This window comes from Maridesulfovibrio ferrireducens (assembly GCF_900101105.1).
GTDB classification, from domain to species: domain Bacteria; phylum Desulfobacterota; class Desulfovibrionia; order Desulfovibrionales; family Desulfovibrionaceae; genus Maridesulfovibrio; species Maridesulfovibrio ferrireducens.
Genome location: NZ_FNGA01000003.1, coordinates 541418 through 566843, shown reverse-complemented (window position 1 = coordinate 566843; position 25426 = coordinate 541418). Strand labels below are relative to the sequence as shown.

General features: G+C 41.0%; 23 protein-coding genes and 3 tRNA genes. 10 read left to right on the top strand and 16 right to left on the bottom strand.

What is annotated here, in order from left to right:
* The first annotated feature begins 8 nt into the window (after positions 1 to 8).
* Positions 9 to 1388 carry a bacteriohemerythrin gene (locus tag BLT41_RS11880; protein WP_092161389.1) on the top strand — a complete coding sequence of 460 codons (1380 nt, stop codon included), beginning with the start codon at positions 9 to 11 and terminating at the stop codon, positions 1386 to 1388.
* A gap of 24 nt (positions 1389 to 1412) precedes the next feature.
* Here BLT41_RS11880 and BLT41_RS11875 read toward each other — a convergent pair whose 3' ends face one another.
* From BLT41_RS11875 to rimI, 8 genes are all read right to left on the bottom strand, one after another.
* Positions 1413 to 1748 carry a VOC family protein gene (locus BLT41_RS11875; protein ID WP_092161388.1) on the bottom strand — a complete coding sequence of 112 codons (336 nt, stop codon included), beginning with the start codon at positions 1746 to 1748 and terminating at the stop codon, positions 1413 to 1415.
* A gap of 105 nt (positions 1749 to 1853) precedes the next feature.
* Positions 1854 to 1940 (bottom strand) — tRNA-Leu (locus tag BLT41_RS11870).
* 202 nt (positions 1941 to 2142) lie between these two features.
* Positions 2143 to 2229 (bottom strand) — tRNA-Leu (locus BLT41_RS11865).
* Between the two features lie 163 nt (positions 2230 to 2392).
* Positions 2393 to 2479: transfer RNA gene (locus tag BLT41_RS11860), tRNA-Leu, on the bottom strand.
* 43 nt (positions 2480 to 2522) lie between these two features.
* Positions 2523 to 2867 (bottom strand): preprotein translocase subunit SecG, encoded by a 345-nt coding sequence (secG, locus tag BLT41_RS11855; protein WP_092161387.1) that lies wholly within the window; start codon positions 2865 to 2867, stop codon positions 2523 to 2525.
* A 43-nt stretch (positions 2868 to 2910) separates the two neighbouring features.
* Positions 2911 to 3666, bottom strand: coding sequence for a triose-phosphate isomerase (gene tpiA, locus BLT41_RS11850; RefSeq protein WP_092161386.1), 756 nt, complete (start codon positions 3664 to 3666; stop codon positions 2911 to 2913).
* Positions 3663 to 4856: a phosphoglycerate kinase gene (locus BLT41_RS11845; protein WP_092161384.1), complete on the bottom strand. Its 1194-nt coding sequence runs from the start codon at positions 4854 to 4856 to the stop codon at positions 3663 to 3665. Before BLT41_RS11845 ends, tpiA begins: the two co-directional genes overlap by 4 nt.
* A gap of 46 nt (positions 4857 to 4902) precedes the next feature.
* Positions 4903 to 5367 carry a ribosomal protein S18-alanine N-acetyltransferase gene (gene rimI, locus BLT41_RS11840; protein ID WP_092161382.1) on the bottom strand — a complete coding sequence of 155 codons (465 nt, stop codon included), beginning with the start codon at positions 5365 to 5367 and terminating at the stop codon, positions 4903 to 4905.
* Positions 5368 to 5502: 135 nt separating this feature from the next.
* Here rimI and BLT41_RS11835 point away from each other — a divergent pair, with 135 nt between their 5' ends.
* A complete protein-coding gene (locus BLT41_RS11835; RefSeq protein ID WP_244512262.1) occupies positions 5503 to 6018 on the top strand; it encodes an NUDIX hydrolase in 516 nt (171 codons plus the stop codon).
* Positions 6019 to 6025: 7 nt separating this feature from the next.
* Here the strand turns inward: BLT41_RS11835 and BLT41_RS11830 are convergent, their stop codons facing one another.
* Genes BLT41_RS11830 through BLT41_RS17855 form a run of 4 tightly spaced genes read right to left on the bottom strand, consistent with a single transcriptional unit; the run spans position 6026 to position 9113 of the window.
* Complete coding sequence (locus BLT41_RS11830) at positions 6026 to 6802, bottom strand: inositol monophosphatase family protein (RefSeq protein ID WP_092161380.1); 777 nt, start codon at positions 6800 to 6802, stop codon at positions 6026 to 6028.
* Between the two features lie 23 nt (positions 6803 to 6825).
* Positions 6826 to 7851: a rod shape-determining protein gene (gene mreB / locus BLT41_RS11825; protein WP_092161379.1), complete on the bottom strand. Its 1026-nt coding sequence runs from the start codon at positions 7849 to 7851 to the stop codon at positions 6826 to 6828.
* 26 nt (positions 7852 to 7877) lie between these two features.
* Positions 7878 to 8903: a GAF domain-containing protein gene (locus tag BLT41_RS11820; RefSeq protein ID WP_092161378.1), complete on the bottom strand. Its 1026-nt coding sequence runs from the start codon at positions 8901 to 8903 to the stop codon at positions 7878 to 7880.
* A 3-nt stretch (positions 8904 to 8906) separates the two neighbouring features.
* Complete coding sequence (locus BLT41_RS17855) at positions 8907 to 9113, bottom strand: DUF6485 family protein (protein ID WP_092161377.1); 207 nt, start codon at positions 9111 to 9113, stop codon at positions 8907 to 8909.
* A 288-nt stretch (positions 9114 to 9401) separates the two neighbouring features.
* Between BLT41_RS17855 and BLT41_RS11810 the strand changes: the two genes are divergently transcribed.
* The 6 genes from BLT41_RS11810 to BLT41_RS11785 all read left to right on the top strand — a co-directional run bounded on the left by BLT41_RS11810 (position 9402) and on the right by BLT41_RS11785 (position 17374).
* The gene (locus BLT41_RS11810; RefSeq protein WP_092161376.1) at positions 9402 to 11147 is read left to right on the top strand and encodes a hypothetical protein; all 1746 of its coding nucleotides are present in this window, start codon (positions 9402 to 9404) and stop codon (positions 11145 to 11147) included.
* Positions 11148 to 11222: 75 nt separating this feature from the next.
* A complete protein-coding gene (gene gcvT, locus BLT41_RS11805; RefSeq protein WP_092161375.1) occupies positions 11223 to 12284 on the top strand; it encodes a glycine cleavage system aminomethyltransferase GcvT in 1062 nt (353 codons plus the stop codon).
* A 559-nt stretch (positions 12285 to 12843) separates the two neighbouring features.
* On the top strand, positions 12844 to 13083 hold the full coding sequence (locus BLT41_RS11800; protein WP_139167353.1) for a hypothetical protein: 240 nt from the start codon (positions 12844 to 12846) through the stop codon (positions 13081 to 13083).
* A 26-nt stretch (positions 13084 to 13109) separates the two neighbouring features.
* The gene (gene fdnG / locus BLT41_RS11795; protein ID WP_092161373.1) at positions 13110 to 16169 is read left to right on the top strand and encodes a formate dehydrogenase-N subunit alpha; all 3060 of its coding nucleotides are present in this window, start codon (positions 13110 to 13112) and stop codon (positions 16167 to 16169) included.
* Positions 16169 to 16924: a 4Fe-4S dicluster domain-containing protein gene (locus tag BLT41_RS11790; RefSeq protein WP_092161371.1), complete on the top strand. Its 756-nt coding sequence runs from the start codon at positions 16169 to 16171 to the stop codon at positions 16922 to 16924. Before fdnG ends, BLT41_RS11790 begins: the two co-directional genes overlap by 1 nt.
* A gap of 24 nt (positions 16925 to 16948) precedes the next feature.
* Positions 16949 to 17374, top strand: a complete 426-nt coding sequence (locus BLT41_RS11785; protein ID WP_092161369.1) for a cytochrome c3 family protein — start codon at positions 16949 to 16951, stop codon at positions 17372 to 17374.
* A 112-nt stretch (positions 17375 to 17486) separates the two neighbouring features.
* Here BLT41_RS11785 and BLT41_RS11780 read toward each other — a convergent pair whose 3' ends face one another.
* The 3 genes from BLT41_RS11780 to purT form a co-directional block, all read right to left on the bottom strand.
* Entirely contained in the window at positions 17487 to 18680 is a 1194-nt protein-coding gene (locus BLT41_RS11780) for a type 1 glutamine amidotransferase family protein (RefSeq protein ID WP_092161367.1), read from the bottom strand.
* Between the two features lie 201 nt (positions 18681 to 18881).
* Positions 18882 to 20186, bottom strand: coding sequence for a Na+/H+ antiporter NhaC family protein (locus BLT41_RS11775; protein ID WP_092161365.1), 1305 nt, complete (start codon positions 20184 to 20186; stop codon positions 18882 to 18884).
* Positions 20187 to 20549: 363 nt separating this feature from the next.
* Positions 20550 to 21731, bottom strand: coding sequence for a formate-dependent phosphoribosylglycinamide formyltransferase (gene purT, locus BLT41_RS11770; RefSeq protein WP_092161363.1), 1182 nt, complete (start codon positions 21729 to 21731; stop codon positions 20550 to 20552).
* 286 nt (positions 21732 to 22017) lie between these two features.
* On the opposite strand from purT, the gene BLT41_RS11765 reads away from it, so the two are divergent.
* Positions 22018 to 22596: a UbiX family flavin prenyltransferase gene (locus BLT41_RS11765; RefSeq protein WP_092161361.1), complete on the top strand. Its 579-nt coding sequence runs from the start codon at positions 22018 to 22020 to the stop codon at positions 22594 to 22596.
* A 2-nt stretch (positions 22597 to 22598) separates the two neighbouring features.
* Entirely contained in the window at positions 22599 to 23288 is a 690-nt protein-coding gene (locus BLT41_RS11760) for a metal-dependent hydrolase (RefSeq protein ID WP_092161359.1), read from the top strand.
* 142 nt (positions 23289 to 23430) lie between these two features.
* Here BLT41_RS11760 and uvrC read toward each other — a convergent pair whose 3' ends face one another.
* The gene (gene uvrC, locus BLT41_RS11755) at positions 23431 to 25236 is read right to left on the bottom strand and encodes an excinuclease ABC subunit UvrC (RefSeq protein ID WP_092161358.1); all 1806 of its coding nucleotides are present in this window, start codon (positions 25234 to 25236) and stop codon (positions 23431 to 23433) included.
* Positions 25237 to 25426: the final 190 nt, after the last annotated feature.

Genomic DNA, 25426 nt, shown 5'->3' with positions numbered 1-25426 from the left:
ATTAAGAAATGTCACCCAAAACACGCCCGCACTTACAATTACTCATTGCCATTCTACTCGTTTTACTTGTTGGAACGGCTGGCTATCTCCTGCTTGAAAAGGGGTGGACCGTACTGGATGCCCTCTACATGACTGTTATCACCATAACCACTATCGGCTATGGTGAAGTTCACAATCTTTCACCGGCTAGTCGAGTTTTTACAATTGGCCTTATTTTTACAGGTCTCGGAGTTGCCGCTGTATTTGCGACGCAAATTGCTAAATTAATCGTGCAATCCGGAATCAAAAACTTATACGAGAAACGCAAAATGAACGACAAAATTAATAAGCTCCAAGCACACACCCTTATTTGCGGTTATGGCCGCATCGGTCGATCTATCAGTCTAAAACTTTTTGAGCTCGGGCTGGATTTTGTTATTTTAGACACAAACGAAGAAACGCTGAATGAAGCTGAACAACGTGGATACTTAACGATGAACGGTGACGCCGCTGTCGACGGAGTTCTGCTTTCAGCTGGAATAGAACGGGCTGACTATATTGTACTCTGTATTAATAATGATGCAGACAACATTAATATTTCATTAGCTTCGCGCGAACTTAATCCCGACATATTCATTGTAGCAAGGGGCTCAGATCCAACAATTGAATATAGAATGCTCAGAGCTGGCGCGAACACAGTAGTCTACCCCATGACCCTTGGCGGTGAACAGATCGCACATATTCTGGCGCGTCATGCAGGAGTTACTCCTGCAAATGGCAAACAAGCAACAGCTCAGGATGTGATGGGCTACAGCTTGCGAATATTTCCACACTTAGAAGATGAACCGCTGAAAGTTGCGAACGCACTTAAAAGCACGAATGCATTAAAAGCACTAGTCTTACACCGCGCTATCGGAGACGATTTGGAGAATCCTGATAGTGAGGAAATTATGGAACATGGAGATTCTCTTTTAGTTCTAGTTCGAAATGAAAAATGCAGTAAGACGAATATAGCAGAGACAGTAACGTGGTCAGAAGACTTACTACTTGGAATCCCGTCAATTGATTCAGAACATCGCGTGCTTGTTAAATACGCAGAAGATTTTCAAAAAGCTGTAATTGAAGGAAAAGAAGGCGAAGCTATCGCAAAGCTATTTGACAGATTGCTGGAGTACACCACCAGTCATTTTGCGAGAGAAGAAGGGTTCATGCAGAAACGCGGATACCCTGATATTGAAGAACATATGAAAGAGCATAGGCGCATAACCAGAGAAGTAATGGAGCTTAACCGCGACAAGCGGTACGTATTCTCTGAAAGTGTTGATAAATTTCTGCAAGACTGGATTATCAATCATATCAATAACACTGATCGAAAATATGTTAAGTTTATGCTTGAGAATAAGAAGTAGTTTTTTTCTTTAACAAAACATTAATTATATGCCCTCTTCTGAAAGAGTTCTATCAATCTGCAATAATTCTACAGGAGCACCGTCAACCTCAATAAAGGCAACGATTACTCCGGGACTTGGACTATTAGGTTGAATAATTATATTCTTTTCAACAATAGCCTCATAGAGGTCATCAACCTCAAAAGCGACATGCGGAACTGTTTTTACAAGCATAGGATAGGGAGCATCTTCTTCAAAACGCATCCACTCAATTCCATATTCATTTCTGCCGTAACCAGAAACATACATCTTAAGATGTGGTAGATGTTTCTCATCCTGAAGTTTTTTATCTGTAGGCATTCCAAGGTGATGATATTTCAAATGAACTCCACATGTTGTTTATATCTATAAATTTTAAACATGCTTAAAATATACAATGAACACAAAAAAGCCGCAACTTTTGCAAGTTGCGGCTTTATGCACTCGTGGTGCCGAGGGGGGGACTCGAACCCCCACGGAATCTCTTCCACTAGCCCCTCAAGCTAGCGTGTCTACCAATTCCACCACCTCGGCAAGAGGTGAATAATTCAAAGAACGATTCGACTTAGAGGGATATAATGTCTACAACCGTTTCGACAAGAAAGTTACTACCTAATTTTTAATTTATCTACAAGATGTTTTTGTTAATAATTAGCCAGAATATCGAAGATTATTAGCCGTCTGAACAGAACACAAAAAAGCCGTAACTTTTGCAAGTTACGGCTTTATGCACTCATGGTGCCGAGGGGGGGACTCGAACCCCCACGGAATCTCTTCCACTAGCCCCTCAAGCTAGCGTGTCTACCAATTCCACCACCTCGGCAAGAGGTGAATAATTCAAAGAACGATCCGACTTAGAGGGATATGATGTCTGCAACCGTTTCGGTAAATGAGGGTCTACCGAGTTTTGAATTTATTTGCAAGATGTTTTTGCAAATAACCGTTCAGAATATTTAGACTTATTAGTCTAGATATAATTTTTCAGATGGTGCCGAGGGGGGGACTCGAACCCCCACGGAATTTCTTCCACTAGCCCCTCAAGCTAGCGTGTCTACCAATTCCACCACCTCGGCTCTGAAAAATCTGAACCTATATTATCAAAGATCTTTTAACTAACTATTTTGTTTCTTCAGTCTTAGCAGCTTCTGGTTTTTCAAAAGTAACCACTGGCTTGTCGACTTCAGGCATTGGGGTAACAATTCCGTCGCCTTGCAGCATTATGGAATCATCTGAAACCTTGTTACCGGCAAGGTAATTGTAGCTGAGTGATGTAATCAAAAAAACCGCTGCGAGAAAAGAGGTAATTTTAACTAGAACGCCGCCTGCTCCGGTACTACCGAAAACAGAGCCACTTCCTCCACCGAATATAACCCCCATATCTTCCTTTCCGCTCTGTAAAAGAACAAAGATAATCAGGAAGATGCAGGCGATAATGTGTACTGTAATTACTAGCGTTTGCAAAGCGTTTTTTTCCTTTTTTTTTAACCCGGATTAAGGCGTATTTTTATGCCAGAGCAATCTGGCTGAAACTTTCGCCGTCCAAGCTCGCGCCTCCTACCAATACACCGTCGACATTGTCAAGGGATATTATCTGCGCGCAGTTGGCCGGTTTAACACTTCCACCATATAATATCCTGATTTCATTAGCTTTTTCAGGAAAAATATTTTTTAGCATTTTTCTAACAAATCCATGAGCTTCGACAATTTCTTCCATTCCGGCCACTTCTCCAGTTCCAATTGCCCACACAGGTTCATAGGCAATTACTATGGAATCAGGAGAAAAATTTGCAGGAATTTCAGACAATCCGACTTCAAGTTGCTCATCAATTACCTGCTGAACTTTTCCAGCTTTCCTCTGTTCGATGGTTTCACCGATGCAGAGAATCATCGAAAGTCCGGCTTTTAAACCGAACGCCACTTTTTTACCAACAAATTCGCTCGACTCGCCTAATACATGCCTGCGCTCGGAATGTCCTGCAAGAGAAAATCCGCATCCGACATCTTTAAGCATTTCCGGTGATATTTCTCCGGTAAAGGCCCCTTCCTCGGCAGGATACATATTTTCCGCACATAGATGGCAGCCAGTCCTTCCGGCAAGCACAGACCCGACACTTTCGAGAGCTGTAAACGGAGCTGCAATGAGTACTTCTCTGTCACTAGGCAATTTACCGTCAATTCGTGAAATAAAATCCTCTGCGGTAGCTTTCGCTTCTGCACGGGTTTTATACATCTTCCAGTTAGCGGCCATCATTTTTTTCATTTATCCAGATTCTCCTTCAAGGCTTTGAAGGCGGGAAGCTCTTTTCCTTCTAAAAACTCAAGGAAAGAACCGCCTCCTGTGGATATGAAGGTGAAGTCGTCTTGCAGTCCAGCCTTGTGTACAACTGCATCGGTATCCCCTCCTCCAACGATGGTAGTGCCGTCAGATTCAGCCATAGCCTTACAGACTTTCATTGATCCTTCAGCAAAAGCAGGCTTCTCGAAAAGTCCCATCGGACCGTTCCAGACGATTGTCTTGGCTTCTGAAATAACATCACAAAATTTTTGAATACTAACCGGGCCGATATCAAGAAGCATTCCGTCATTAGGAACGTGGTCAGCATCACAAACGCCGGCAGCTTCGTCAACATTTCTGCCCCACACAAAATCTTCGGGAAGATGAAGATCAGTACCGGAAGCGGCAGCCTTGGTCATAATATCACGGGCTATATCAACAAGCCCGTCTTCGACCAGAGATTTACCTACATTCTTACCTTGTGCAAGAAGGAATGTGTTGGCCATAGCACCACCGATAATAAAATGATCAACTTTACCAATCAGATTATTGAGAATACCCAACTTCGTCGAAACTTTTGCGCCACCGGAAATAGCAATATAAGGCTTCTTAGGATCTTTGAGAGCTTCACCAAGATTTTCCCATTCAAGCTTCAAAAGAAAGCCGGCACAACATTTCTTAGAATGATAGGGAACATCCACAACCGAAGAATTGGGCCGATGAGCAACCCCGAACGCGTCATTAACATATACATCCGCAAGAGCAGCCAGCTTTGCACCGAAATCGCCTCTTTCTTCTGGAGTCTTTCCCTGCTCCTCAGGATGGAAACGTAAATTCTCAAGCATCAAAACCTGACCGGGCTTAAGATCGGCTGCCATTTTTTCAACTTCTGATCCAATGCAATCAGGAGCAAGAGGAACATCTATTCCGAGATATTCTGACAAACGCTTAGCGACGGGTTTAAGGCTGTATTTGGCAACTCGTTCACCTTTAGGTTTACCAAGGTGAGCCATTATGATTACCGCAGCTCCTTTTTCCAGAGCATACTTAATAGTCGGAACTCCGGCTTTAATACGGTTGTCATCGGTAATTGTTTCACCATCAAGAGGAACATTAAAATCCACTCTCAGAAGAACTTTTTTACCGGAAATGTCGAGTTCGTTAATGAAGCGCATAGTCACTCCGCATTTTGTAAAGTTATATTATACAGTTAAGCAAAAATTACAACTCCAGATCATAAAGAAGCGCATCTTCATGCGTATCCGGATAATATTTTTTGCGAACTCCAACCTGCTTAAAACCTAAACTTTCATAAAGGGATATAGCAGGAATATTTGATTCTTTGACATCAAGAAGACCTTTAACAACATCTGTTTTGCGGCATTGTTCTAGTAACGCCAGCATTAATTCTCTACCGATCCCGCGTTTTCTAAAATCAGGATGAACCCCTAAATTTAAAACTTCCATTTCATCAAGAACCATTGAATACGCCAGATAACCGACAAGAATACCTTCAAATAAATATCCAAGAACATAGAAGGCTCTTCGTTCAAGTCCCAGTCGGAATTGCTCCTCAGTCCAATGGTAATCGAAACAAACGCATTCAAGTTTTCTGAGCTCACTAAGAGATTCCAGCCCCAGTTCGACTATCATTTGGTCACAAGTAGTGACTTCTGTGCTTTTCATATTGTAAACTATCTGTCAGTAAAACAGGACTAGAGGGTGAAGTTCATAATAAACGTGAACTTGATTCTTTTACACGCAATTTTAGTGAATTGGAAGAACACACAATATATAAAACAAATAGTAATCCTAAAAAAAGTGAAAAATAAAATAAATCATGTCGAAGTCGTCGACATTTTAAATCGTCCTTTTGCGAATATGGACCTAGTTGAAGTTCATAGACAGTCATTGAAACATAGATCAGTGATTGTTCTTTTATATGATAGCAACGGGAAACTATACTTACAAAAAAGAAGTACCGAAAAGAAACAATACCCTGGTCGATGGGATGTTTCAGCCAGTGGACATGTATATGCGAAAGAATCTCTTAAAGATGCTGCTTTCAGGGTCTTAAACTCTAAGCTTGGAATACAAAACACTAATATAAGAGACATTGCAGAGCTGAAAGCTTCTTCTGAAACTGGATACGAGTTTATAACAATCTTTATTTTAGATAAAATAAATACGGTCTCGTCCCCAAATTCCGACGAGGTTGAATCAGGATACTTCTACTCTATAAGTGAACTGGACTGGTTGCTTAGAGAGTGCCGTGAACTTCTCGCTCCAACTCTTGTTTATCTTAATGATATAGGAATGTTATATAAATTGAAATAGCACTGAGCTATAAACAAGATCTCAAAATATTTCCAAGCGAATCATGAAGCTTGGAATTGGTGGCAAGAATACCGGGTGAAAAAAGATTGAACTCACCGTTATTATAATCAGAAACTGTCCCGCCGGCCTCTTCAACAAGCAGCCATCCGGCTGCTGTATCCCACGGTCTCAGCGCGTTTTCATAAAAACCATCATATCTACCGCATGCCAGATATGCCAGATCCAAAGCGGCAGCTCCCGGCCTACGCACTCCCTGAGTACTCATAAGAACTTTATTCAGAGCTTTAGTAATAAAGTCGACATGGTCTTCTATGGCGTACGGGAAACCTGTTGCTATGAGAGAATCTTCCATGCTTGCACAATCTGAAACATGAATAGTCTCGCCATTCATAAAAGCCCCGTCACCTTTAACTGTCGTAAAAATTTCATTCAAAATCGGCAGGTTAATTATTCCGAGAGCGATAGAATCATCAATCCATAAAGCAACAGAAGTTGCAACCATGGGTAATCCATGAGCAAAATTAGTTGTTCCATCAAGCGGATCAATTATCCACGTCCGGTCAACAAGCTCAGCATTTCCAGCGGTTTCTTCTGCTAAAAAAGAAGATCCCGGAAGTATTTTTGAAAGTTCTTCTTTAAGAAAAAGCTCTACCGCCAAATCAGTCTCAGTAACAAGATCAATACGGCCTTTGTGCTTTATGTTTTTAGGTTTTTTCCACCCTTCTTTGATAATATTACCAGCTTCAAGAACAACACAAGATGCTTTTTTAAGGATAGAATTCATATAATAAAATTGGGGTATAAAATTTAATTAATATAGACTTTTTCAAAGCCTTTATCTCTTTGGAGGCTCAAACCGGTTCCTCTGACAACCGTGGTCAGTGGATCGCTATCAATAATAACCTTAAGAGAAGTTTCACGGTTTATCAGGATATCAAGTCCCTTTAAAAGCGCACCCCCTCCAGCCAAAAGCAGTCCGTTTGTGGCAATATCGCTAACAAGTTCAGGCTGAGTATTTTCAAGAGCAACCCGAACAGATCTGACAATCGCGGCAACGGGATCAGCAATTGCTTCCCTGATATGGGCATCAGTAATTTCAATAGCTTTAGGCTTTCCGTCTATTAAATTTCTACCTGAAATTGTCATAGTCAAAATTTCCGGTAATTCAATAGCTGAACCGATAGTAATTTTAGCTCTTTCCGCAGTATTTTCACCGATCAATAATTTAAATTCATCTTGAACATAACGCATAATAGCTAAATTCATTTCGTCACCCGCAACTCGTACGGACTGACTGTGAGCGATGGAAGACAGCGTAATAACGGCAACTTCAGTCGTTCCGCCACCGATATCAACAACCATATTGCCTTCCGGATCATGAATGTTAAGCCCGGCTCCGATAGCAGCAGCCATAGGCTCTTCAATCAAACGAACTTCACGAGCACCGGCCTGTTGTCCCGATTCAATAACTGCACGTTTTTCAACTTGGGTAATTCCGGTAGGAACACAAATAATTATCTTTGGCTTAACAAGATTACGCTTACTGATAACTTTCTGAATAAAGAAAGAAATCATTTTTTTGGTAACTTCAAAATCGGCAATAACCCCGTCTTTCATCGGACGAATAGCTTTTATTTTATCCGGAGTTCTTCCAAGATACTCTTTGGCTTCTTTGCCCACGGCAATAACGGACTCATCACGAGCATCAAGAGCAACAACGGACGGTTCGTTTAGAACAATTCCGTCTTTCGGAGTGTAAAGCAAAGTATTAGCGGTACCAAGGTCCATGGCAAGATCTTTACCCAGAAAGCTCATTAATCTAGCCCATAACATATATTATAGCCTCTTACGTGAAGGGGTTAATTATCATTTATCAGAACCGGGTTACTCTTTGCAGGGGTTACCTTCTGCAAAGCTGTCCTTGCTTCCGCAAGTCTGCTCTTTAAAAAAAGATTCTCGAGAAATTGCGTCAAATACTCAGAAACCATAAACAAAAAGTCTTTCAGATCTTCAGATATCTTTAGAGGTTCATTATTCGCAAGAACTAAAACCCCTCTTGTCTTCTTCTGAAAAACAAGCGGAAGACAAATTACACTTAAAAATTCCTGAGTAGCAGCACTGGCCCCAAGCAATCCTGAGCATGCCTGTCCCTGACTGTTTTCGTCAATGAAAATAGATTCCTGATTTTTGTAAACCCAACCGACAAGACCACTTCCGAGTGGAAAAGCGATAGACTTGGAGTCCCTTTTAGGGAGTATAGCCTTATTCTCTCCTTCTACATAAAAAGAAGTTCCTCTTTGATCGATAACAGTCAGGAAAACATGCGAATAACCACTTGCTGCAGCCGTTATGTCTAAAAGATTATCAAGAAAAGCATCCCATTTCGGCTGTCTTTTACGAAGGTCATGAAGCAATTTCAAGGTCAAAAAGTATTCATTTTTTTTCCCTTCGGCATCGGCTGAACTGATACAAGTAAGTATCGATGTAATCATTTTACCGAATTGAGAAAGAATTTTTAAATCTTTAGTACTGAATGAATATGTTCGTTTACTGTCCAAACAAATAACTCCGAGAGCTTTATCAAGCGGAGTCCCCATGAAAGCTTTAATCCTTCCGTCTTCCTTTGAATCGTAATAACCAAGCGGAGTCGCACCTTTTCTATCCATATTATTTATAAATAGCGGTTCACTTTTACTAAGAACTATTCCAGACAGGCTTTTTATCTGTAGAGGACTTCCGATAGGCTTTACATCGTCTCCAAGACTGAAAAAATTCGAAAGACTATATCCATGCTGTCCGTCAGGCAAATATAAAACAACGGTATGTGCTTCAAAGACATTGCAGACAATGCTAAGAATATTTATCAAAATTTCATTTCTAGGCATTGTCTATTTATCCCTGCATTCGATAAAAAAATCTATATTTCTATTATAAGTTTTTTCTTGTTCAGCCGTAAAATAACACGCTGGCAACTGATCCTTTCCGCGATGATAATGCAAACATTCGCAACAAATACCGTGGCGGGAACAGCCTGTATAAGTACACGGACATTTAAAATCCTCTTTCTCTACATTATTACATTTATCAGATCTCACAGTCTTCAATCCTTTATATAACTTTCTAATACATTATTTTGTTTTTAAATCAAATCCGATCTATTCTTATTTGAAAGAATCATGGCGGTCAATAAGCATGGGTTTTCCTAAATCTAATTTCTATACAAAATCTAGAAAAAATTCATTGTAATTCATTACAGTTCGATATATTCATAATGGCATAACTATATTTATAAAGATTTCGTTTCCTTTTTTAATGATTAAAAATACGATTTAAAATCGGTACGGATTAAGTTTTCAAACCTTCGATCTTTGCAGGGTTTATTTATGTGGCAGGAAGCTTTTTCCAAATATATGGGGGAAAACCCCGAAGCGACAGCCCTCAATAAAGGTGAGCTCTATGACCTTAAGTCACTTGATGGGCTTAGGCTTTACCTTGACCATGTTCACATAAAAAACTGCCTTCTGCGCCCTTATTTCGAACAACTAGAATCCTATCCTCTTGTTGACGCACGAGAATTACTTCCTTCTTTTGAAGTAGATTTATATGAATATAAAAAATTGCCAGGCTTCAGCATGGTTGCGCTTGAACGCCCGATTAATTTTTTTCAAGAAATTTTCCAGTTTGACATATTGCACAGCCCGGCTCTTAACGACGATTCGAAAGACTCAAAATCGTGCCCTCTTTTTAATTCTATTCTCAAAAGCAATATTGAAACATTCGAAAGCAGACTTCCCAAAAGATCCCACAAAGATTTTCTAAGCGAGTACGGCTCCGCTGACATTTCCGACATTGAAACTTACGGGAAAATCCTTCCGCACCTTCTTGAAATTGAACGCGCTCATGTTATGGCACAGGATGAGTCCGGAAAATTTTATCTTTCAGGTGTGTTCGGATCACTGCCTTCAGATTTAGATACTGAACTTAAAAGATTCGGAATTAAAATCGGTAAATTTAAACCCGGCGACAACCGTCTATACGAATTAAACAGGCTTTTTGTTTATACATTTTTAATGGAATTACACGGTTTTCCAATCGTATCTGAACGAAGAACTTCATCAGCTCTTTTCGCCCGTCGTCTTTTTAGAATGAGTGAAAAATTCATGGTCAGAGTTCTCGGGCAATCTGATAGAACCATAACATCTCTATTTTCGCATCCAAAAGCAAAATATTATCCACGAGTTGAAAAAATAGCTCTGGTACAAGTCAGCCGCGATAACAAAGAAACCTTAGCCGAGCTAGAAAAAGGCGGATTTCTTGTTGATGTAAAAAAACGTGTGGTTATTTTAAAAGTAAGATACCGTCAGCACAAATTTAATATGGAAAACGTTCGTGAAGATCGTGCCCTGTCTGTTTACAAACAAGAAGTTATCCATCCCTTAACGGGTGAATGCTCAACACGCTTTAATATAATTAAAGATGCTAGTAGCATGACTTTGCTGCTTAACGATATTGTACGTGGTGAATATGCGGGAAATATCGTTTATAAGCGAAATGAACTTATTCAGGATACTGAAACTCACGAGCGACGTTTAAAATTTCTTTTCGCATGGCTTTCTAAGCACCAACGCAGAATTGTAGGTTATTCAGAAGAGTTTTATTCAGGTGTCGTTAAAGTGTTAGACAGTTACCTTCTTGCGCCCGACAACTATGAACCGTTCAATGACCTTTCTGATCTATATCAAGAGGTTTGGTCCAAATATAGTTACATCCAGCAGGCTAGAAAACTAAAAATACTTGAAGATCTTAAAGACAGAATGTTCCGTGGCAAAAAAGTTTCCTACTTGGGAATGCTTCAAGAAATGACCGGAATTATGAATGATCTTAAATTTGAAATAGTTAACTATTTCGACAAACTTGTGGCGACCACGCTCAGTATTGGTGAAAGGGTATTAAATGATCCTTATCTTAGGCGCAAATATATTTGCCGCCCGGATGAAGAGCTTACCGAATATGGACTTAAAGTAAAAAAATATTATGGACGCCTTGTTGTGCTTTTAGATGAATTTAAATCAATTCGTAAAAGCCGTACAAAATATGAAGATGGTGCAGCTGTAAGCGGAATGTTTTAATTTCATACATAAAACCACATAGACTGTTTTTTCAGCCTATATAAATAAACTATCAGTTTTGAATCGGAGGATAATTTGTCATCTTTACGCACGACCCCTCTTACCGAATGGCATCGCGAAAATGGAGCTAAACTGGTTCCTTTCGCTGGCTTTGAAATGCCTGTTCAATATGAAGGTATTATTGTTGAACACAAACATACCCGCGAAAAAGCAGGTATCTTTGATATCAGTCATATGGGTGAATTCTTAATCTCTGGAAAAGGAGCTAAGGACGCACTTAATAAATTGGTAACACAGAATCTGGACACACTCGCCCCCGGTAAATGCCGCTATGGCTTTCTACCGAACGATGAAGGCGGTGTGCTTGATGATTTAATTATCTACTGCCTTGCCGAAGATTCTTACATGCTCGTTATTAACGGAGCATGCGAAGAAAATGACTTTAACTGGATCGACAGTCATCTCCCGGACGGAATTAATTTCGAAAATGTATCTTACGAAACTGCCAAAATAGATTTGCAAGGTCCTCTTTCTCTTGAAATTCTGGAAAAAGTACTCGGTAGAGATTTCAAACATCTTAAATATTTCAATTTTGAACAGACTGAATTTGACGGCTATAAACTTATTATCAGCCGTACGGGTTATACCGGAGAGCTGGGATATGAATTCTATCTCCCTTCCGACAAGGCTGTTTCACTTTGGGAAAAACTGATTGCTGACGATAAAGTTGAACCCATAGGACTCGGCGCTCGTGATACTTTACGCCTTGAACTCGGATATCCACTTTACGGTCAGGATCTGGATACAAAGCACAATCCTCGCGAAGGCGGATATTCCTTTGTATTAGCCGACGATGCATTCACTGATGTTAAAGAGATATTAATTCCTTTAACTATCAAAAGCCGTCGTTCAGCTCGCCATGGTGATAAAGTTCTGCTTAACGGTAAGGAAGTCGGAATTGTCACAAGTGGCTCATTCTCGCCCACGCTGGGATATTCGATTGCTCTGGCTTATGTTCAAGCAGATGCTGCAGACTCCACAGAGTTTCTAGTCAAAGGAGCACGAGCTGACCTGAAAGCTATGAAAGGTGAACTGCCCTTCTATAAAGAAGGAACAGCACGCAAGAAATTTGATTAGCCGATAACCAAACGGTTTTAAATCTTCATCAAAACTCCCGTAAATATTTATATTTGCGGGAGTTTCTTCTTTAATTTGTGTTGAAAATAAAACTACATATATATGATTTAATCTTATTATGTCGAAAATGAAATAATAAGAATTGAACCTCCCTTTTCAACATATTATACAACAATATAAGTGTGTTACGAAGAATAACTACATTTTTACCCTCTTTTGATTTTATTTACAATTTTATACACTTCACACCTTTCTCACTACACTTAAATAAATAAAACGTTAAATACTAGCTACTTATAAAACAGCATCAAGCGCTATATTCTTAATAACCAAAACTTGCCGTTGTGTCAGTCGCACAACAAGCAAGTTTTTTTTTTAAATTCTTATCTATGTGTATAGTTTGAGTTTAGATGAATTCATTATTTGTATTTGAATATCATTAATTTTTCTTGAACTAGTTATAATTATTAACTTTTTGCTAACTGTACAGTTTTTAAATGACAATTGAAGACTTAATAACTCTTAACCTTAATAGATCTAATCAGAGATGAATGAATTCATGAAAATTCTGAATGGTTCTAACAAATCAATTGAGGTCATGGCGTTTCAATTGCCCTTTAATGGTCTTGGCATTTCTCTAGAAACTTGCGCTGCTGCCGCCGAGGAAATGAGTATATGTTACTCTTCATATTCTTCATTACCTCCAGTGTTTGGGGACATTGCAGACAGCCCAGTTTTTGCCGGTTTATCCGGATACGATTTGCTTTTGACTCTTGGGCGAGAAATTCGCGGAAGATAACTCAAACAAAATTTTAAGGAGCGATGATGAGAATTAATCGTAGAGATTTTGTGAAACTTACTACTGTTGCAGCCGCCGGGCTTGCTGCAGCGCCCGCATTCGGCGGACTCAGTAAGGCATTTGCGGCTCCGGCAGTCGATCGGGCCAAAGCTCTTGATCCGAAATGGACCAAGCAAACAACTTCAGTCTGTGCTTTCTGTTCAGTCGGTTGTGGTCTTTTAGTAAACACCTCCCTCGAGACCAAACGTGCGGTCAACGTTGAAGGTAACCCTGATCATCCTATCAATGAAGGCGCTCTCTGTGCCAAGGGCGCAAGCTCAATTCAAATGACAGAAAACCCGGATCGTCCCGGAAAATTTCTGTATCGCGCTCCTTTCGCCGAAGAATTCGTAGAAAAAGACTGGGACTTCTGTAAAAAACGCATTGCCCGTCTTATCAAAGATTCCCGCGACAAATCTTTTCAGGAAAAGAACGATAAAGGTCAGACTGTCAACCGTACCATGGGAATCGCTTCTCTTGGTTCAGCTGCGCTGGACAATGAAGAATGTTATGCAATGCACAGCTTCATGCGTTCTTTAGGTCTGGTCTATGTTGAACATCAGGCAAGGATCTGACACAGCGCAACAGTTGCGGCTCTGGTAGAGTCGTTCGGGCGCGGTGCGATGACAAATCACTGGAATGATTTACAAAACAGTGATTGTATTTTGATAATGGGCAGTAACGCTGCCGAAAACCATCCTATTTCCTTCAAGTGGGCTGTAAAAGCACAGCAGCGCGGCGGCAAGATTATTCATGTCGACCCACGTTTCACACGTACATCAGCTAGATCTGATGCATATATTGCTTTACGCTCAGGTACTGATATTGCTGTCCTCGGCGGCATGATCAATTACATCATCAAGAATAAAAAGTACTTCCAAGAATACATGATCAACTATACCAACGCCTCTTTTATCGTTGGTAAAGATTACGGATTCAAAGACGGCTTATTCAGTGGATTCGATCCTGAAACCAACTCATATGACAAGTCCAAATGGGCTTTTGAGCTTGATGACAAGGGTATTCCAAAACAAGATAAGAGCCTGAAAGATCCTCAGTGTGTATTCCAGATTCTTAAAAAACATTACGCACGTTATACTCCTAAAAAAGTATCCTCCATATCCGGTGTTTCCACCGAAGATTTGGAACTACTTTACAAGACATACACAGCGACCGGAGTAAAAGGCAAAGCCGGAACAATCATGTACGCAATGGGTTGGACTCAGCATTCAGTTGGAGTTCAGAACATTCGTTCCATGGCAATGATTCAGCTCATGCTCGGTAACATCGGTATTGCCGGCGGTGGTGTTAACGCACTTCGCGGTGAGTGTAACGTTCAGGGTTCAACAGACTATGCACTGCTTTACCATATCCTTCCCGGATATCTTAAAACTCCGCTCGCAGGTCAAGATACTCTCGATCAGTACAATAAGACATATACTCCAGTCAGCACCGACCCTGAAAGTGCCAACTGGTGGCAGCATTATCCAAAATATTCCGCCAGTCTTCTGAAGGCTATGTATTCTGATGATACTCCGGCAGAATCTTATAATTATCTTCCACGTCTTGATTCACACAAAGCTAGTGTCTACTCATGGATTCCACTAATCGACAGAATGTACGAAGGCGGATTCACCGGTGGTCTTGTATGGGGTATGAACCCTGCTTGCTCAAGTCCTGACTCAGTCAAGACTCGTAAAGCTCTCACCAAACTAGACTGGATGGTCAACGTCAACCTCTTCCGTTGTGAAACAAGTGACTTCTGGAAAGGTCCGGACATGGATCCTAAAAAAGTCAAAACTGAAACATTCTTTATTCCTTGCGCTTCCGCAATCGAAAAAGAAGGATCAGTTTCTAACTCCGGTCGTTGGATGCAGTGGCGCTATCAAGGCCCTGACACATTCGGTGATGTGAAGACTGACGGTCACTACTTCCATGAAATCTGGGAAGAGCTTGCTCATCTTTATGAAACTGAAGGCGGCGCATATCCTGAACCGATCACACATCTCAGCTTTAATAATATGTGTGAAAAGAACGAAGAAGGACATTATGAGTTCAGCGCTCAGCAGACAGCGAAACTCGCTAACGGCTGGTTCACAAAAGATACTGTCGTAAAGGGTAAAACCTTTAAAAAAGGTCAGCAGGTTCCAAGCTTTGCTTACTTGCAAGATGACGGTTCCACTACTTCCGGTAACTGGCTGTATTGTAACTCAGTATCCGATGACGTGAACAAATCCGAACGTCATGATGCTACTCAGACCAAAGAGCAGGCAAAGATCGGATTATTCCCGAACTGGACATGGTGTTGGCCTGTTAACCGCCGTATTCTCTATAACCGCGCTTCTGTAGATAATCAGGGTAACCCTTGGAATCCAGATAAAGCTGTTATTGCATGGAACGGAAGCAAATGGGTCGGTGATGTTCCTGATGGCGGATGGAAGCCTGGAACTAAGCACCCATTCATCATGCGTAAAAACGGCTTCGGTCAGCTCTTCGGCCCCGGTCGCGCAGATGGACCATTGCCTGAATATTATGAACCGCTCGAATGTCCGGTCTCAGACCACCCATTCTCAAAACGCTTGCACAGCCCGACCGCTATACAGGTTAAGAGCGAAGAAAAAGCTGTTTGTGATCCACGCTACCCATTTGTCGGAACCACCTATCGTGTAACCGAACATTGGCAGACAGGTTCGATGACCCGTTGGCAGTCATGGTTGGTTGAAGCGGAACCGCAGATGTTTGTAGAAATCAGTCCTGAACTGGCTGAACTCCGCGGAATCGAAAATGGCGAAAAAGTTACCATAGAAAGTGTTCGTGGTTCACTCTGGGCAATAGCAATCGTTACTAAACGAATCAGCCCTTACCTGATTCAGGGGCAACAAGTTCATATGGTCGGAATGCCTTGGCATTACGGCTGGGTAGCACCTCTCAACGGTGGTGACTCTGCTAATATTGTTACTCCGAATGTTGGTGATCCGAATACTGGTATTCCTGAATATAAAGCCTTTATGGTTAATCTGCGCAAGTGGAAGGAGGGTGACAAATAATGAATGGTAAAAGCTTTTTTGTAGACCTCACCCTTTGTACCGCCTGCCGCGGTTGTCAGGTGGCATGTAAGCAGTGGAAGAAACTCCCTGCTGAAAAGACCCGCAATATGGGGTCTCACCAGAACCCGCAGGATCTATCTTCTAAAACCCTTCGTCTTGTACGTTTTAATGAAGTGCAGGACGACAAAAATAAACTGAACTGGTTCTTCTTCCCTGAACAGTGCAGACATTGCATTGAACCGCCTTGTAAATACACGGTTAACATGTATGCTCCCGGCGGAGTTATTCAGGACCCGGAAACCGGCGCAGTTATCATGACTGACAAAGCCAAAACCAAAGTCGGTAAAGTTGAAAGCTGGGAACTCTGTCCTTACAATGTTCCACGCCAAGACCCTGAAACAGGTATTTGGAATAAATGTGACATGTGCATAGACCGCGTTCAGATGGGAATGCTTCCCGCCTGCGTACAGAGTTGTCCTACCGGCACCATGAATTTTGGTGACCGTGAAGAAATGCTCGACCTTGCAAATAAACGTCTGGCAGCAGTTAAAAAAACTAAGCCGAAAGCTTACCTTGCTGATCCTGAAGATGTCCGCGTTATCTACCTGTGCGAATCAGCACCGGATAGCTATCACGAAAACCTTCTGGCTTCGGCAGATCAGCGTAAGACTTTAATGGCTAACGGCCCTGCTCCGACTAAAAGCTCGCGCCGCGGATTTTTGACAGCGGCTCTCGGCAAAAATAATAAAGCCTAAACAGACACACAAAAAGGAAATAAAATGAAAAACTTATTTATCGTGTGCCTGCTCTGTATAGGCATGACGGTTTTAACTATCGCGGCTAACGCTGACGACAAAGCGGGTTTTGAAGCTCCTGAAGATGAAATTATGATTAATTTCATCAAAGGTAACAGCAAAGACGATCTCGGAGTTGCGTTCAATCACTCAAGTCATGAAAATTATGAATGTGTTGATTGTCATCATGCTCTAAGAAAAACAAAGGTTCCAACAAGTTGTGCAACTTGCCACAACAATTTTGAACCAGTCCCGGCTAAAGGTTACAAGTCTTACTTTAAGGCTATGCATATAAAGCGTAACAACGATAAACGCCCTTCATGCGTATCCTGTCACATTAAAGAATTCGGAAATGATCCATCAATGACCGGATGTACTGCCTCCTCATGTCATCCGGATGGAATTAAGTAACCGAGTTACAGTCTAAAATTGCAACTGATCATTAAGATCCGTAGCACTCCACATGAAAGCCCGTCTGCACTTAGTGTAGACGGGCTTTCTGTTGTGAAAATAATTCCGGAATTTAATGTACGGCTACAGCCTGCTTAACTAAATAATCAAAAATTGCTGAGGTCTGTAAGTCATCATAAGTATATTGCGGATGATACTGAAATCCCAGCAACGTCTTGTACTTGAACAAATCAACAATCACTCCCCGCCTAAGAGCCTTATTAAAAACTTCACGATTGGCATCTTTCACCTGTGGATAATCGGGAACAGCGCCCTTAATTTCATAAGAATCGACTTCCCCCTTCTTCAAACTCAACGGATGAAAAGAAATTACCGAAAAATCATCAATTACAGGCACTGATTCAGTCATTCCCAGAGTATGATTCAGATCCTTATTAACATATGCTTTACCAGCCGCTCCGCCTTTTCCAAACATTTCAGGCAAAGGATATTTAATCATAGAATATTCAGTACGATCTTCAAGGTTACGTGAGTTTAACATCTGATCAATGGTCCAGACTTCGATTGGTCCGCCATAAGGATTGTTACGGGCATACAAGGGTTGAACTTTCCAATCTGTTTCAGGCGGGAAAAGTCTGATCAATCCTCCGCCAGCGTACAAATATCCTAATTGAGCGCCATGGCAGGTTCCATAAATCGGCTTTTTCTGATTCAAGGCCGCATCAATGAAGAATAAACCATAAAGGGTGTCGTTTACATCTTCACTTACTGCATATCCGACTTCAAGCTTCTTCACTTCAGGATTATAGAAAATAGGATGTAAAACAGTAAGCCCAGTAGATTCTACAACCAACAGACAATAATCCTTCATCATATCAGCAATTTCAACATGAGCTTTGGCTAACGGAGATTTTGGATTAGCCTTTATGCTGGCCATAATTACATCAAAAAGTTTTTCGCCTTTTTTGAGCTTCTTTTTCGCCTTAACAACAGAATCGCGCCCGGCTTCCAAATTTTTGAGAATCGCTTTTTGACGGCCTGTTGGCTCTTTCGTTAAATAAGGATTGAAAATTGTAAACTTCATATCCAGATCTTTTTCAACCTTTGATCGATGCGCAGAAGTTTTAAACGCATAAAAAATGGCTGGCTGCATCTGCGATTGGCTTCTATCCGGAACTACCATTACTTTCAGAGTTCGCGAAAAAGCAGGAACAGGATTCAGAACAAAGCCTAGCAAAACGACGAGCACAGAAATTGCGAAAATTAATTTAAGAAAAAAACTACGTCGGGTGCAAACTTTTGTCATAGAAATCTCCTTGAACAAGTTTAACCTTGTTTGTGAATAGAGCTCTTGCTGATTAAAAATAAATCACAATACTTGACCTCTCTAGTTATCATCAGTTTGCCAGTTTGTGGAGATTTTTTTAAAAAAAGTGTTTCAGCCTAAAAAAGAAAACCCCCGCAACTCAAAAGAGCTACGGGGGTGATAAAGTCAGTTAAATTAAGGTTATCGTTTAGCCCGTGGAAATCCGGTGATAATGCTGATTACCGCAACAAACGCCAGTATATAACAATAATACATGTTTCCAATAATTTCGAGCGGTGACAGCTGTGAAATAGAACCTGCAAGCAGAATTTGCGCTCCGTAAGGAATCAGCCCTTGAATAACACAGGAAAAAATATCCAACAGACTGGCACTACGACGAGGATCAACGTTGTGACTCTTGGCAATTTCTTTAGCCATTCCGCCAGTCAAAATGATGGCTACAGTATTATTTGCAGTACATAAATCAGAAAAAACCGACAAAGCACCAATACTGAACTCACCTGCCCGAGTCGATTTGGTGCCGCGAGTCAACTTGCCGATAAAGTTGATAATGTAAGTAATCCCACCATGATACTTAATCAATTCACCAAGCCCGCCAATTAACAGAGAAAGAACTAAGATCTCTTGCATTCCGGTAAAACCGGTATAAATATCCTGTGAAAACTTGAGAATACTGAAATCAGCCATAGAGAATAAGCCGACAATTCCAGTAAAGACAATCCCTGCACCAAGAACAATAAACACATTAACTCCGATCACCGCCATCACAAGAATGATCAGATATGGCAGAACTTTCAGTAGGCTGTATGTTCCCTGCTGCAAGACCTGACCACCTTCACCTACTATATATAATATGATTACTGTAACGAGCGCTGCGGGAATCGCAATCAGAAAATTCATTTTAAATTTATCGCCCATCTCACAACCCTGAGTACGGGTTGCCGCAATAGTCGTATCAGAAATCATGGACAGATTGTCTCCGAACATTGCACCACCGACAACAGCTCCCATAAGCAACGCTGAAGAAATATCGGTTTTACCTGCAACCCCGACAGCAATTGGAGCAATCGCAGCAATGGTTCCCATTGAAGTTCCCATAGCCGTAGCAATGAATGCCGCAATAATAAACAAACCGGGAAGAACCATTGAAGCAGGAACAATCGACAAACCGAGGTTAACAGTAGATTCAACTCCGCCGATAGATTTTGCCACCGATGCAAATCCACCAGCCAGCAGATAAATCATACACATTGTAATGATGCCGGATTCTCCAGAGCCACTTAGGAAAACATTTATCTTTTCCTTTATCTTGCCCTTTCCCATCCAAATAGCCCATGCAATGGCCGGAAGAATCGCAACAGTGGCGGAGAGCTGATAAAACGCCATGTTTGCGCCGTTCATAGTAAGGGAGAAACCTGTTCCGAGAAATATAACAAGAAATAAGGCAAGAGGGGCTAAAGCCCAACCGTTAGCTTCATGTTTCATAACAACTTATCCTTTCTAAAAAAATTAAGTAAACAAACAGTCGGTCTGCTTACTTAATAAATTCAAAGCTAATAATTTTATTCAAATTTTCATAAACACATTAGATTGATAAAGAACTAATCCTAAGGAAAAAGTAGAAAGTAATCAGTTTTTACTCTTAAAAAGTGATTACTCATTAAGTATTTTCCTTTTTAAGCAACTAAGGGAAAACAAATGCCTCTTTTAGAACTATCTTGTCAATATCAACAAAGCTAAAATAATATTCAAAAAGAGCAGCCCCTTACATATTATATAATACGCAAGAGGCTGTTCATAAAAACATACACCCAAATATCAATTCAAAATTTAAATATATCTAATTTTTTAGTAAGAAACTTCAACGGCTGAAGATGCTTTGATCGCACGTTCTTTGGCGTCTTCCACATCTTTTCCCAGAGCCAAAGCAACTCCGAGACGACGAACACCGTTGCATTCACCTTTCCCGAAAATCAAGACTTTTGTATCAGGCTCTTCAAGAGCTTTATCCACATTAACAAAAGAAGGTGAAGTTGACTTGCCATTTGATAAAATAACACTTGAAGCGGCTGGACCATACTGACGAATAGCAGGAACAGGCAGGCCGAGTATTGCGCGTACATGTAAAGCAAATTCACTGAGATCCTGAGAAATAACAGTCACAAGGCCGGTATCATGAGGACGAGGCGAAACTTCGCTGAAGTAGATTTCTTCACCTTTAATAAAAAGCTCCACTCCGAAAATGCCTCTGCCGCCAAGAGCGTCAGTAATTTTGAGAGCGTATTCTTCAGCTTTCTTAAGGGCGGTTTCAGTCATAGGCTGTGGCTGCCATGATTCACGGTAATCACCGTCTTCCTGTCTGTGTCCGATTGGAGCGCAATAAGAAGTTCCGCCTTTGTGACGAACGGTCAGCAAAGTAATTTCGTAATCAAATTCAACGAACTTTTCTACAATAATACGCCCTTCACCGGTTCTGCCGCCCGACTGAGAATATTCCCATGAGTGATCAATATCCTTTTCGGTCTTAACGGTACTTTGCCCTTTCCCTGACGAACTCATAACAGGCTTGATTACGCAGGGAATGCCGATTTCTTTAACAGCAGCGAGATATTCTTCTTTAGTGTCAGCAAATTTATATGGAGATGTCTTCAAGCCGACCTCTTCAGCGGCTAGTCTACGAATACCTTCACGGTCCATAGTCAGTCTGGCTGCTCTGGCTGTCGGGATAACTGTGAACCCTTCACTTTCAAGTTCTAAAAGAGTCTCTGTTGCAATGGCTTCAATCTCCGGCACGATGAAATCAGGCTTCTCTGTTTCAACAACTCTGCGCAATTCCGCAGCATCAAGCATAGATATAACATAGCTGCGATGTGCAACCTGCATGGCGGGAGTATTCTCATATCTGTCTACGACAATAACCTCTACACCTAAACGCTGAGCTTCGATTACTACTTCTTTGCCAAGCTCTCCGCCGCCTAAAAGCATCATTTTACGGGCAGAACTTGTTCCGGCTGTTCCAAGAGTTACCATTGCATTATCTCCGTCGGGTAAAAATTGTATACGTACTTTCTTCAAGTATCGGGTTAAGATTTGTTTCTACTCTCATATGACAGTTCAAAACTCAAGAAATTAGGAATATATAAAATAATTATTGAAAAAAAATAATCCTGCACCAGCAAGTCTTGTCAACGCCTGCCCCCTGCTGTAGTTTATTTAATTACAAAAGAGTTTCAAACTACTTTTTAATAAACAATTAATTATATCAACATAGCAAGATCAAAAAAGACACAATGTGGAAGGATTTAGGCCTCTAACTATGGACAAAAAAAAAATTATCCTTGCTGTTACCGGAGCAAGCGGAACAATTTATTCTGTGATTCTAGCCCATGAGCTAGGAAAAATGGAAGATGTCGAGCTACATCTTATTCTATCTGATGCTTCACTTAAAGTGATGGAACTTGAGACAGACTTTAACCCCGACAACCTTACTGATCACGCTGATTTCGTGTACCCGCAAAACCTTATATCAGCCCCGCCTGCAAGCGGCTCATGGAAGCATGACGGCATGATCATATGCCCCTGTTCAATGGCGTCCTTAGCGGCAGTGGCACAAGGACTGGGTTCTAATTTAATTCACAGAGCTGCTGACGTTTCCCTAAAAGAACGCCGCAAACTGATTATGGTTACACGCGAAACGCCGTTAAATTTAATACATATCAGGAACATGGAAGCTGTCACCTTAGCGGGGGGCACCATAATGCCTGCTTCTCCCGGTTTTTATCACAGCCCTGAAAGTATTAATGATCTTGCAGCGCATATGGCTGGAAGAATCCTTGAACAACTTAACCTTCCACACAATTTATATAAGCGTTGGGACCAAAACTCACGGAGATAATTATGAATCATTTTTTTACATGGAACGGACATTCAAATTTCAAAATCCAGTCAGACGATAAAACAATAATTATTGATCCTTTTTTCGAAGGCAATCCGAAAGCTCCGGTTTCATGGAATTCAATCACAGAGGCTGATGTTGTTCTGGTCACCCATGATCACGGGGATCATGTCGGGCAGGCTGCGGAAATATGTTGCGCCACAGGTGCTACTCTTGTCTGCATCTTCGATTTTGTAGAAAGCATGATCGCGCAAGGTGTAAGTGCAAATAAAATCATCGGTATGAATATCGGCGGAACAATTGAAGTTGCAGGCATAAAAATTAAAATGGTTCAAGCCATGCATTCATCAACCGAAGGCGCCCCGGCTGGATACATCTTAACATACGAAGATGATTTCTGCGTTTATTTCGCTGGAGATACCGGACTATTCTCAAGTATGGAAATATTCGGAAAAATGAATGACATTGATGTTGCAGTACTCCCCACCGGTGGATGGTTCACAATGGATTCCAAGGATGCAGCATATGCTTGTAAGTTGCTCGGATGCCGTTACGCAATACCTATGCACTGGGGAACTTTCTCAATTTTAGAACAAAATACATCCAATTTTGTAGCGGAAACAGCCAAAACGGCGCCAGAATGCAAAGTTATAGAAATTGCTTTAGGTGAAGAGACAGAAATTAAAGCTTAACTTTTTTTATGCCTCCGGCGGCTTAGGAACCTTTTTGGAAAAAGGTTCCTAAGAACCTCCCAAAACTTTTAGTATTTAAATCAGAAGTAAACTAAAATTATGAGTTTGTTATAAACATGAACAAATCCAGCATACTTAATTTTTATTCAATATCCTTAAAAGAATTATAAATTTGCTTTGCACGGACCTTGCCGATTCCCGAAACTTTTGAAAGTTCCTCGGCAGTTGCTTCTTTCATTTTCTGAACAGAACCATATTGGTCCCAAAGCAACCGCGCTGTTTTGGGACCGATTCCCGGCAGACTCAACACTTCACTTTGTAGAGCTTTTTTCTTGCGTGATTTTCGTTGTTTTCCAATTACAAATCTATGAGCTTCATCTCGCAATCTTTGCAAATACAATAAAGCCGGGCTTCCGCCTTTTAAGGGCAGATGATTTTTTCGTCCGGGTGTAAAGATTCTATCTTCAAGCTCGCCGGCCTTTCGGGTCGGACCTTTAGCTATTGAAGCCAGAGCCGGAATAGGCGCGGAGTCCTGCCAATTCTCAGAAAAAGCTTTTTCAACCGATGAAAGCTGTCCCTTACCGCCATCGATTAAAATCAGATCAGCCCATGGCGCACCGGATTCAATCCGTTTTAAAACCCAATGAAAAAGCGCGGCATAATCATCTGAAGAATATTCCAGTTCCGGGAATGTGTATATTCGGTATTGTGATTTTTCAGGCTTACCTTGCTCGTAAACAACCATTCCAACGCGCATTCCTTCCCCGCCAAGATGAGAGGCATCAATACATTCAATACGCTGGGGCGGAGCAGAAAGATTTAATTTCGCTGCTAAAATATCCAGAATATCTTCATTACTTTTTTCTTTTGCGCCTATAGATGCATTTTTCCGGGCAATATCAAGTAACCGTTTTTCCTCACTTGTTTGAGGAGTGGTAATACGCACCACAGACTTGCTGCGTTCGGTAAGGATCTCCGAGGCGCTATACATATCAAATTCAAACGGTACTAAAATTTTGGGTGGAATAAATTTTGTGGAAGAATAAAATTGCGAAATAAAGCTGTGTAAAATTTCATCGCCATCTTCAAGGCTCAATCCGGGCCAAAAAAAATCTTTTTTATCCAGCAACCGCCCCTGTCTAATAAAAAGCAATCCCAGCCCTATTCCCCGTGAAGATTCAGCAAGAGCGATTACATCGATATCAGCTCTATCATTAAGGACAACGGCCTGTTTTTCGATTGTTTTACTAATTGCCTTAATCTGGTCACGAACTTTGGCCGCCTGTTCATAAGCAAGTTCCAAAGAAGCCCTCTCCATTTCATGCCGTAAATCTGAAATCAGATCACCCGCTTTACCGGATAGAAGCATTTCAACTTTTTTAACCAGCTCCATATATTGTTCTCTCGGAACAAAATTAACACAAGGGCCTAAACACTGCCCAATGTCATAATACAAACAGGGCCTGACTCTATTCTTAAAAGCCGAATCAGAGCATTTGCGAAGTTGAAACACTTTGCCGAGAATTTTCCAAGTTTCCCGCGCAAAGAAACTGGAAGTATATGGACCGAAATAAACAGATCCGTCGCGCACGACTTTTCTGGTTAAACGTAAACGGGGATACTCGGAACGTTTATCAAGTTGAAAAAGAACGTATTGTTTGTCATCCCGCAAAACCACATTGTAACGAGGCCTGTGCTTTTTTATCAGACTCGCTTCTAAAAGGAGAGCCTCCTTTTCTGTGGCAGTAACAAGAATATCAATAGACGCTATCTTTGAAACCAAAATTTTAGTTTTGGGAGTATGTTTTTGAATTGAACGAAAGTAAGAAGAAAGGCGTTTACGTAGATCTCGAGCTTTCCCTACATATATAATAAGACCAGTGGAATCTTTCATCAGATACACACCGGGTGATGTCGGATAATCGACATTAATAAACTCAAACCCCATATTCACCATTCCTGTATAATTTTTTATACTTCCGCTTAAAACAATTAATTAGACCTATCCATAGCAAAGATCCTTGTCAACAAAGGACTAACCGGGCAATATTCAGTATCTAGAAAATTTCTAGAATTTGTGAACACTTCAAATAGTATAAATTTTTATACGGTAAAAAAATTTTAACTTTAGTCAAAAA